General features: G+C 46.1%; 6 protein-coding genes. All 6 read left to right on the top strand.

All coding sequences use genetic code 11. From position 1 onward, the window contains the following. The first annotated feature begins 10 nt into the window (after nucleotides 1–10). The 6 genes from AC58PV_RS01500 to AC58PV_RS01475 all read left to right on the top strand — a co-directional run bounded on the left by AC58PV_RS01500 (nucleotide 11) and on the right by AC58PV_RS01475 (nucleotide 11296). Nucleotides 11–4195: an RCC1 domain-containing protein gene (locus AC58PV_RS01500; protein WP_497430526.1), complete on the top strand. Its 4185-nt coding sequence runs from the start codon at nucleotides 11–13 to the stop codon at nucleotides 4193–4195. 137 nt (nucleotides 4196–4332) lie between these two features. Then, nucleotides 4333–6123, top strand: a complete 1791-nt coding sequence (locus AC58PV_RS01495) for a sensor histidine kinase (protein WP_497430525.1) — start codon at nucleotides 4333–4335, stop codon at nucleotides 6121–6123. Then, nucleotides 6120–7712 carry a response regulator gene (locus AC58PV_RS01490; RefSeq protein WP_497430524.1) on the top strand — a complete coding sequence of 531 codons (1593 nt, stop codon included), beginning with the start codon at nucleotides 6120–6122 and terminating at the stop codon, nucleotides 7710–7712. Before AC58PV_RS01495 ends, AC58PV_RS01490 begins: the two co-directional genes overlap by 4 nt. Nucleotides 7713–7856: 144 nt before the next feature. Continuing rightward, a complete protein-coding gene (locus tag AC58PV_RS01485; protein ID WP_497430523.1) occupies nucleotides 7857–8810 on the top strand; it encodes an ABC transporter permease in 954 nt (317 codons plus the stop codon). A gap of 27 nt (nucleotides 8811–8837) precedes the next feature. Next, on the top strand, nucleotides 8838–9704 hold the full coding sequence (locus AC58PV_RS01480; RefSeq protein WP_497430522.1) for a carbohydrate ABC transporter permease: 867 nt from the start codon (nucleotides 8838–8840) through the stop codon (nucleotides 9702–9704). A gap of 74 nt (nucleotides 9705–9778) precedes the next feature. Then, a complete protein-coding gene (locus AC58PV_RS01475; protein WP_497430521.1) occupies nucleotides 9779–11296 on the top strand; it encodes an extracellular solute-binding protein in 1518 nt (505 codons plus the stop codon). The last annotated feature ends 42 nt before the right edge of the window (nucleotides 11297–11338 follow it).

The following is an 11338-nucleotide window of genomic DNA, read 5'->3' as shown; positions in this document are numbered from 1 at the left end:
AGAGTACATAGTGTTATCGTTGATTTTAAAATGGAGAAAGATCGTGTATCTTGTTTTGAGCTTGGTCGTGTTGTTCAGCACGATTGTTCCATTCGGTGTGCAATCAGTCTACGCTGCACAAGATGGGTTGAGAAGTTTGGCAGGTATACAAGTCTCAGCAGGAGAAAAGCACTCTCTTGCATTAAAAGCAGATGGCACGGTCGTCGCATGGGGCAACAACACGGAAGGCCAAACAACCGTGCCAGTGGGCCTGAGCGGTGTGATGTCGATTGCCGCAGGATGGCGATATTCACTGGCGTTGAAATCGGACGGCACGGTCGTCGGATGGGGAGATCATTCAGAAGGCCAAAGTACTGTGCCGAATGGCCTGAACGGTGTGATAGCAATATCCGCAGGGTGGCAACATTCGCTTGCGTTGAAATCAGACGGTACGGTCGTTGCATGGGGAAATAATGATGATGGTCAAGCCAACGTGCCGAGTGGTCTAAACGATGTGGTAGCGATATCCGCGGGCCGACTGCATTCGCTTGCGTTGAAATCAGACGGTACGGTCGTTGCATGGGGAAATAATGATGATGGTCAAACCAGCGTGTTGATGGGTCTGAACAATGTGGTGGCGATTGCTGCGGGTGCGCATCATTCGCTCGCACTGAAAACGAACGGCACGGTCGTCGCATGGGGATTAAATCTTGATAATCAATCGAATGTGCCGGCAGGCTTGGACGATGTGGTGTCAGTAGTCGCAGGAGAAAAACATTCGCTTGCACTTAAATCGGATGGTACCGTCATCGGATGGGGGAACAATACGGAAGGCCAATTGACCGTGCCGGTAGGCATGAGCGACGCAATAGCAATTTCCACAGGGGTGAAACATTCACTTGCGTTCAAATCGGACGGCACTGTCGTCGCTTGGGGAGACGGTAGTGATGGTAGAACGACCGTTCCGGCGGGGCTATCTTCGCCAATCAAAGGAAATCGCATCTCCGCAGGGTTGTATCATTCGCTAGCGCTGAAATCAGATGGCACCGTCGCTGGTTGGGGGCTCGATATTGCTGCTCAAGCAACCGTGCCGAATGGTCTGAATAATGTAGCAGCAATTGCCGCGGGTGGCTACCATTCACTGGCGCTGAAATCAGATGGCACCGTCGTCGTCTGGGGAAGTAATGTTGATGGTCAAAAAAACGTGCCTGGCGGACTGAGCAGCGTCGTGGCAATCTCCGCGGGAGCGAGATATTCGCTAGCGTTGAAATCAGACGGTACCGTTGTCGCCTGGGGTGACAATTCGGATGGTCAAAGCACCGTGCCGAGTGGTTTGAAAGATGTGGTGGCGATTGCTGCAGGAGGTGCGCCATCGAGTACTTTTGAGGAGAGTCATTCGTTGGCTTTGAAATCGGATGGCACCGTCGTCGCATGGGGAAGCAACAGTCCTGGTAACCAAAGTATCGTGCCTGGGGGTCTGAGCGGAGTGGTGGCGATCGCTGCAGGAGACTTCCATTCGCTAGCGTTGAAATCAGACGGTACAGTTGTTGCCTGGGGGCACAATGCTAATGGTCAAGTAACTGTGCCTAGCGGGCTGAACGGCGTGGTGGCGATCGCTGCGGGTGTAAACCATTCGCTTGCACTGAAGTCAGATGGTACCGTTGTTGCTTGGGGAAACACCGCTTCTGGACTAAACAGTATTCCTAACGGACTGAACGGAGTGGTGGCGATAGCAGCAGGAGGGTACCATTCACTTGCCCTGAAATCTGATGGCACGATCGTCGGATGGGGGCGTGACAATTATAGTCAACGTACCGCACCAGGAGATGCCAAGTTGAGTGGCTTGACTTTGCAGGAAGGGAACTTTACAGAAGCCTTTAATCCCACCGTCACGGCTTACACGTATTATTATGACGGGCACTCGCACTCCAGTGTCCACGTAACACCAACCCTTGCGGGCACAGGTCAAGCAGTCATTTATGTGGACAATGAGCTGCTGCCGAGCGGAGGCACGAAGACGATCAACATTGCAGGAGCAATCACGGACACGGTTATCCCTGTGCGCGTCGAGCCCAATTTGCTGCCAAGTCAGACGTATACAATTACCCTAGAGATTGATGCAACGCCTCCGAGTGTGCAGTTTGGTACGAATGGACGTACAACAGCAGCGAAAACGGCAGCAACCGAGGTAACGGTTAGCGATACGCAAAGTGGAATAGATACTGCTTCGCTGACATATGTGTGGACGCAAGGAACAGCCGTTCCGACAAGCGGCTGGTCGACCTTCAGCGACTCGGATACGCTAAGTCAGACTAGCGGGGATGGCAACTGGTACTTGCACATTCGTGCAACAGACAACGTGGGGAATGTGAAGGATGCTGTTTCAAGCCCATTTGTGCTGGATAATACGGCACCAACAGTAACATTATCCAGCTCAGCAAGCGGTACTGTAAATGCAGCCTTTCCGGTAACGATTACCTTTAGCGAAGGCGTAAATGGTTTGGCGGAGAATGAGCTTGTCGTCGGAAATGGCACCGCATCAGATTTGGTTTCCGTAAGCGCGGCTACCTACACGGCGACTATTACGCCGATTACGAGTGGTCAGCTTGTGACAGTAGCTGTCGGTGCTGCGGTAGCAGCCGATGCAGTAGGGAATGACAATACGGCTTCGAATACGTTGAGCTTACTGTACGATACGACGCAGCCTGTTGTTGCTTTTGGCGGCTTCACAGATCAACAACAATTTGCTGCACCCCCAGCGGTAGTATCCGTTTCAGTTAGTGAGGCCGTATATTGGATCACTGGAGGAGCCCAGCTCACAGCGGCAAATGCGCTTCCGCTGATCAGTATGAAGAAGGATGGGGGCAGCTTCTCCACCTTTACACCAAGCTATGACGAGCTTTCTCGAACATTTACACTAAGCTTTAATGGCATGCTGGATGACGGTCTCTATGAAGTTATTGTTGCTGGGAATGTGGTTAAGAACGTCATTCATAATACGCTTGACGCAGCCAAAGCCAGTTTTATCGTTGCTGTGCCTGTGGTGACGAGCATATCTGCCAACACCGTAAGCTTACCAAGTGCCGGAGGCAGTACAACGGTTTCAGTGACAGGCAAAAACCTAATCGGGCAGATGCTCAAGGTCTACGTTGACGGGGTTGAAGCAGCGACGGCAACAGTCAGTAGTAATACGAACGCGGAAGCAACCATTACTCTTCCGTCCAATGGGACTCCGTCTGTTAGAAATCATAGTTTAACCGTTTATCTGAACGGCGTAGAAGTTACAGGCCAAGAAGTTAGAGTTGCAGTAAGTGCAGCGCCGCCTCAGGAAATATCTCTATCCAGCAATGCTGAGTTGGCTAAATTAACCGTGTATATCTCAGGCAAGCCACTGGGCCTATCACCTGCATTCATACCCGGGACTATAATTTATACAACAGAGACAGATGCTGAGCAGGTCGAGCTGCACTTAGCTTCATCTGACGCCACGGCAATTATTAAATTGCTGGGTGAACGTGTAGGTGAGACAAGTACCGTTCCATTAGCAATGGGATCCAATGTTCTGAAGATTGCGGTTCAAGCCGAGGATGGAACTGTGAGAAACTATACGCTAACAATTAATCGTATTGCTCCATCAGTTCCCTTAGTTCCATCGACGCCATCGGCCTCAGGGTGTCCGTTTACGGATATTGGGAAGCATTGGGCAAAGGTAGAGATTTGTGAGGCAGCAGGGCTAGGAATTGTGGATGGCATGAGTGCTGATACTTTCGTACCGGATGGTTATGTAACGCGAACTGAATTTGCCGCCATGCTGCTTAGAGCTCTTCGTATTGACAAGAGTAACGAGGAGGGCGATCTTTCTTTCAGCGATAAGAACAGCATTCCCGAATGGGCGCGTACGTCGATCCGAACAGCAGTAGACAAGGGGATTCTCGATGGATATTCGGACGGGACATTAAGGCCGAATCAGACCGTAAATCGGACAGAGATGGCTGCAATGGTCGCTAAAGTGATGAATTGGAAGACGAGTAGTGAGAAAATCCCAGCTTTTGCCGATGAGGCAAGCATTCCAGCTTGGGCTAAGGATTATGTTGAATCAATACGTGAACGAGGTATTCTGCTTGGACGGGCAGGGAATCAATTCGTGCCAAATGGCGTTGCAACAAGAGCGGAGGCTGCCGTCATGCTTCTACGCTTTTGGAAATTTCTTAAGTAACACGGTATGAAATAAGCACGAACCCACAGAGCCCCTTTCCCAATCTGGGAAAGGGGCTCTTTTTACATGATGTAATAATTTCCCTTTAATCTAGAACATTTTCGGATTAGAATGAGGGAAAAAGGAGGTAGGCCAATGTGCTTCTTCGTCAGAAATTTCAGAAATCCATTCAATTTAAATTAACAACGCTATTTCTACTTATCCTGCTTCCCTTAGTGTCGGTTAGTCTGTTCGGTAATCAGATGTCTCAGTCCATCCTGAAACGACAGATCGGTGATCGAGTTCATGCATCCATTTTAACCTCTGTCGGTTACTTGGATTTAATCGTGCAAAATGTAGGACAGATGTCTTTCCTGATTAGTTCAGATAAGAATGTCAATGAGGTTCTCAGTAAAATTACGAAAGAAATATCGAATGAGAGCTTATATGAGCTTAGGAAAGTTCAGCAACAATTATCAGCGATTATTAATGTGAATCATATGGTGCAGGAGATGTCCGTCATACATGGCAGCACGGGGAATGCACTTTCCTATGAAACAGGCATTGTGCATTTTGATCATGTTTACGATCAGCCGTGGTATCAGGAAGCCGTTCAAGCCAACGGAGCTATGGTCGTTTATGTGCCAGATCAGGAAACAAGAAGCCTACAACCCTATTGGAAAGAGGATCGCATCTATTTCATTCGCATCATGGACCCCTATAACTTGGAATCTCAAGAGAAGGATCTTGTCATCACGGCTATTGCAACATCGGCACTAAAGGAGATTGTCGAACCACTTATTCCATCCACTAGAACGGACATGAGTTTGTCATACAAAGGAAAGCCAGTGATTGTTCAAGCTGCAAGCGAGCGGCAGGATGAATCCAAACTGTTTGCCCACTCCTCGGGCGTAATGGCTTCAGGTTGGGAACTTACGATTAAGCAGCAAGAGCAAGAAATACTTAAATCTAATTACCAAATTCGTAATTTTACATACGTGATTATGCTAGTAAGTATTCTCCTAGCCATTTCCATTTCCGTCTTCGTATACAGCGGGATCTCCAGGCCGTTATTCCGTTTGTCTTCCCAAATGAAGCAAGTCAGCATAGGAAATTTAAATGCCTTCGTGCAGCATCAACGGCAAGACGAGCTTGGGTATGTCATGAATTCTTTTAATACAATGGTCGGTAAGCAAAAGGAGTTGATTGAAGATGGCTATGAAAAGGAGCTGCATCTAGCCAAGTCACAGTTTAGGCTTCTTCAGTCCCAAATCAATCCCCATTTTCTCTATAACACACTAGACTGTATTTACACCGTTTCGGAAGAGCATGACGTGCATGAGGTCAGCGAAATGGTGATGAATTTAGCCAACTTTTTCAGAGTCAGTCTTGGCAAAGGTCGTGAGACTTTTACGGTCGAGGAAACGCTTGAACATCTTATGTATTATATTCGTATTCAACAAATCCGACTGCTGGATCGCTTTACGGTTAACGTAACGGTGCAGCCTGAAGCGAGGAAGATTCCGCTGCTCCGACTGTTGCTTCAGCCATTAATTGAGAATGCCATCGTACATGGCTTGGAGAAAGTTGCGGGAAAAGGGAGTCTTACACTCACGATTACGCTTGAGCAGCAACGCCTTCATATTGTTATTCAGGATACGGGCATAGGGTTGAAGAGGGATGCGCTGCACACGTTACAAGAAGAATTGGAAAAAATTAGTGATAGGCAAGCTCGCTTACTCGTCCGAGAAGAGGAGTCGACTTCGGTGCAATTTTTTGCGCTGAAAAATGTCAAATCCCGATTAAAGATGTTCTATGGAGATCAAGCTGATCTACATATCGAGAGTGCCGCAGGTGAAGGAACGAAAGTGATGGTGATTATTCCTGTCGGTGTCAATTCCGTTAAGAGGCAATCTAACCAGATAAATGAAAGCGAGGCATGGGAATGAAGCTGCTTATTGTGGAAGATGAAGTCAGATTGAGAGATCGAATTGCCGAAGGGATTGCGTGGGAAGAGCATGGTATAGAACTAATTGGAGCAGTGGGAACTGGTGAAGATGCCTTACGTTTGGTTGAGAAAATAGGAGCAGACATTGTTCTGACAGATATCCAAATGCCCGTGATGAGCGGATTGGAGCTGGCTCGTTTATTGAAGCAACACCACCGACATATCAAAATGATCGTGCTGACGGGGCATGATGAATTCGATTATGCAAGAGAAAGCATTGAATATGGGGTAAGCAAATATGTCTTAAAGCCAGCAAGCAACGATCGTATCTTGGAGAGTGTTCTCGATGCAGCCAGCAAGCGGAGGTTGGAACTGGAAGAGATCCATCAATATGATTTGCTGAAAGAAAGATGGAGGACGCATCTCCCTCGTCTGCATGAATCTTTTTACAGGAATTGGCTAACAGGTAACTATGCGAGCTGGGAGTTGGATAAGCGGGGAGAAGAGGTGCATCTGAAGCTTCCGGATCAGCTGTATATTCCTGTTATTTTGGATATAGATCCACTCAATGAGGATGATACGCGATTTCTTCCATCTGATAGATCACTTCTGTTATTCTCATTAAACGGCATAGCGAAGGAACGCTTAGCTGAAACGTCAGCATTCATCGTACAAGAAGCGAATGGGACAACGATTGTTTTATTTATGGGAAGTCTGGCTGAAAACAGGATGGATTTCTACCAGTGCGTAAATCATGCGGTTACCGATGTATTAACGATGACGAAGGATAGTTTGAAAATTACGGCGAGCGCAGGAATCGGTCCGATTGTTGACGCCAAAGAGCTGCTGCCTGACGCGTATTTAAAAGCCAAGATGGCCCTGCAGACAAGAATCGTCTACGGACATAACATTGCCATTACGTTTCATGAGGATCAATCTTCTGCGAATAAATGGACGTCGCTTGGGGAGATGGAGAAACAGCTGGAAACTTCGTTTGAGCTAGGGGATGAGATTCAGGCCAAAGAGGTGGCGGGCCAGATGATTCGTTCTGCATTTGCGACGGGCAGCGTGAATGAGGTGCGAGAATTTCTGATTCATATCAGCGGCATGCTATCTAGGTTTATTCATGCTAGACAGTGGCTGCTAGCAGAGGTAACGAGTGACGATTATCCATATTTTGAGAGTCTGAATCAACTGCTAACGAGAGAACAAATTCAGGAATGGATTATTCGCGTCATTGGCCGCATCTGTCTGTTTGTGAATGAAAGCCGCAAAAGCAGCACCAAACAATCCGTCACAGATATTCTCAAACTCATTGACGCCAGATTGCATGAAGATATCAGCTTATACCAAATATCCGAAATTTTATTTATGAACTCCTCCTATTTGAGCCGATTATTCAAAGAAGAGATGGGAATGTCGTTCACAGATTATGTGCTCGAACGCAGAATGGAGCGGGCCAAAGCCTTGCTAGTTCAAGGCGCAAAGGTGTATGAAGCAGCTGAACAGGTCGGTTTCCGGCATGTTAACTATTTCTCCAAGGCGTTCCATAAGTATTGGGGAATGAAGCCAGGTGACCTGAATAAGTAGGTCATTCTATCAAAAGGTTAAGAGATGGAAGTCATGAAAGTTGCATAGGATGTCATGCCAGTAGCATTGGAAACGTATTCAGCTCTCTGTAAGATAAGAGTATCGAAAGCAGCACGATCACTTATCTAGCAAAGGAGGGGCACCATGAACACGAACATTTCATCAGCACGAACCATGCAGCAAACAAGCATCCCAAATAAATTATGGAAAACCATGACCAAACATTGGGACTTATACTTGATGTCCATTCCGGGACTCATCTTTCTAATTATTTTCCGGTACACACCGATGTATGGAGTCGTCATTGCCTTCAAGGACTACAATATTATTCAAGGCGTGATGGACAGTCCATGGATCGGTTTAGAGCATTTTCGAACGTTATTCGCCTATGACGAGTTTCCCAAGGTCATTCGAAATACGTTAGTAATCAGTTTAATGAAGCTGGTATTCGGCTTTCCAGCCCCGATTGTCCTAGCTATTTTAGTCAATGAAATGAGACATGTTTTCCTTAAAAGGACGATCCAAACGATCACTTACATCCCTCATTTCATCTCTTGGGTCGTGGTCGGTGGTATCGCGATTGATCTTTTATCGCCAAGCTCAGGCATCGTAAACTCGCTTATTAAAGCGTTCGGCGTCGAACCGATCTTTTTCATGGCGGATCCTGGTAAATTCCGTTGGGTTCTGGTGTTCTCCGAAATCTGGAAGGAAAGCGGATGGGCAGCGATCATCTATTTGGCAGCCATACTTGGAATTAATACAGAGCTCTATCAAGCCTCCATTATGGATGGTGCCAATCGCTTTAAACAAATTTGGCATATCATGATCCCTGGCATGCGTTCTACAATCATTGTGATCCTTCTGCTTAGAATCGGCCATCTCTTGGACGCTGGTCTGGAGCAGGTACTGATTATGTACAATCCTGCGGTCTACGATGTATCTGATATTATTGACACCTACGTCTTCCGGGAAGCTTTTGGCAAAATGGAATTTGGTCTTACGTCGGCAGCCGGCCTTTTTAAATCCGTGATCGGTTGTATCCTGCTGGTTTGTGCCAACTGGTTTGCTAGGAGAATGGGTGAAGAAGGTGTCTATTAATCAGATGAAGGAAAGGAGATCGCTCCAATGATTTATTCAAAAGGTGAGAAATTTTTCGGGTGGCTGAATTATATGTGCCTATCGCTGCTTGGCTTATCTATGCTGCTGCCATTTGTACATTTATTAGCAAAAGCGCTAAGTGATGAATCCTATGTACTGGCTCATGAGATCACATTTTGGCCGAAAGAAATGCACTTCGATTCATTTGCCTATGTGCTGAATAACCAACAATTTATTAAGACATTTGGCAATTCCGTCTTTATTACGCTCGTAGGTACATTACTTAGTCTGCTTATTACGTTGCTAGCAGCGTATCCCTTATCCAAGGTTGGCTTTCCAGGACGTCGATTCATTCTATTTTTATATGTGCTAACGATGTTTTTCAGTGGCGGTATCATTCCAACGTATCTGGTCGTGAAAGGAATCGGCATGACGAATACGATCTGGTCCATGATCATTCCGACACTCGTTGCGCCTTTTAATTTGATCTTAATGCGAAGTTTCTTTATGGGTATTCCAGATGCTTTAGATGAGTCTGCTAAAATAGATGGTGCTTCGAACACGCGTATCTTATTTTCGATTTATGTGCCTTTGTCGATGTCTTCAATCGCCACGATCTCGATGTTCTATGCAGTCGGCTATTGGAACAACTTCTTCAGTGCCATGTTGTACATCACAGACCGCAATCTCATGCCATTGCAAGTCTATTTGATGTCCATCATTCAAGATGAGAACAATATCAGTATGAGTAATGTAGAGGCCTTGATGAATTCCGCACCAGAATCCATCCGAGCAGCGACGATCATCGCAGCGGTTGTGCCTATTCTGCTGATCTATCCGTTCCTGCAGAAATATTTTGTAAAGGGTGCTTTAGTAGGAGCTGTTAAGGAGTAAGGACGCAGTTGTGGGTTCAAGGGGACGCCCTTCATATAGAACCAGGATCTACTTATTAATAAGGAGGTTGCAAGATGAAGAGAGAAAGAAAAAAAGTATTCGTTTCATTAATTGCCCTATCCATGTTAGCTGTAGGTTGTTCGTCCAATGGAGGCGATAACGCGCAGCCATCATCTTCTGCGGGATCAACAACTGCCACAACAGCATCAGCCTCACCCAAGAATAAAAATGTAAAAATTGTGACGGTTTACAATGCGGCAGCGGAAACATTTAAAAGTGGGATGGAGCTCAATAATAATCCGATTTTTGCCTTGCATCAACAGAAATCGGGTTATAATCCGACGTTTGAATTGTTGCCCAAAGATGATTCCAAACAAAAGATTTCTTTGATCTTAGCTTCTGGCGATGTGCCAGATTGGCTGCCGATCGGAAGTAAGGAAGATTTCTACAAGCTTGCTCGTCAAGGCGCCTTCATGCCTTTGGATGATTTGATCAAGAAAGCACCTAATTACCAAAAACTGCTCTCTAAGGAAGAGTTGGATGTAGGGCGAGTGGATGGCAAACTATACGCTTTTCCTTACCCGAATACGACTTCATTGGCTAAAGGATTACTACTTCGAACTGATTTGCTAACAGAGTTGAATCTCAAACAGCCAACGACGCTCGATGAGTATTATCAAGTTTTCAAAACAATCAAAGAGAAAAAAGGGATGATTCCGTTTACCTTTGCTGCAGGAGGTCCAGAAGACATTGATACCTCATTAGGATCCATTGCAGGTGCCTTCGGAGTCAGTTCCAGAACCGTTGTGAAGAACGGCAAGCTGGAGTTTGCGTATACACAGCCGGAATATAAAGAATTTCTGACTTTTATGAAAAAGCTCTATGATGAAGGGCTCGTTGATCGGGAGTTTGCCGTTACCAAAATTTCTAACGTTAAAGACAAGATCATTGGCGGGCAAGCAGCATCAGCCGATATCGCCTGGTGGGAAGCAAAAACGATTGCTGACACATTAGCTACTAAAATACCGACAGCCAAAACGCAATACACAACGTTACCTGTTGGTGCATCCGGCAAATCGGGCATTATTCAAGAGACGGTAACCAATCGCTTCTCAACGATTCCGAAAGGAGCCAAAAATCCGGAAGGCATGGTGGAATTCCTCAATTACTTCTCGTCACCTGAGGCGCTAAAACTCCAGGATTACGGTATAGAAGGCACGGATTATAAAGTGGAGAATGGTAAGGTAAATCAAACGGTTGAACAAAGCACAGCTATTGGCTGGAGAATTCTGTATCAAATTATGGATACGAAAGAGAATTTCCAGAATCGACTAGCGGCTAAAGGCTTCGTTCCTTACTATGAACCGTTAACCAAAAATGCACAGGTAAAAGAAGAAACGTTCTATGCTCCTTCCATTGATGCTTATGATAAAAAGCTTACTGATCTGACTACGTTCAAAAATGAGAATGTTGTCAAATTTATTATGGGTGCTCGGAATTTAAATGAATTCGACACATTTGTTAAGGAGTTTAACTCCCGTGGAGGCACGGCAGCTATTGACGCGATGAATGAATGGTATACGAAAAAATAATGATTATCCTTATGAAATCCCGGCCTAGGTTCAGCCTAAGGC

It is taken from the genome of Paenibacillus sp. J22FR83 (assembly GCF_059691955.1).
This window is presented reverse-complemented; position numbering and strand designations above follow the sequence as displayed.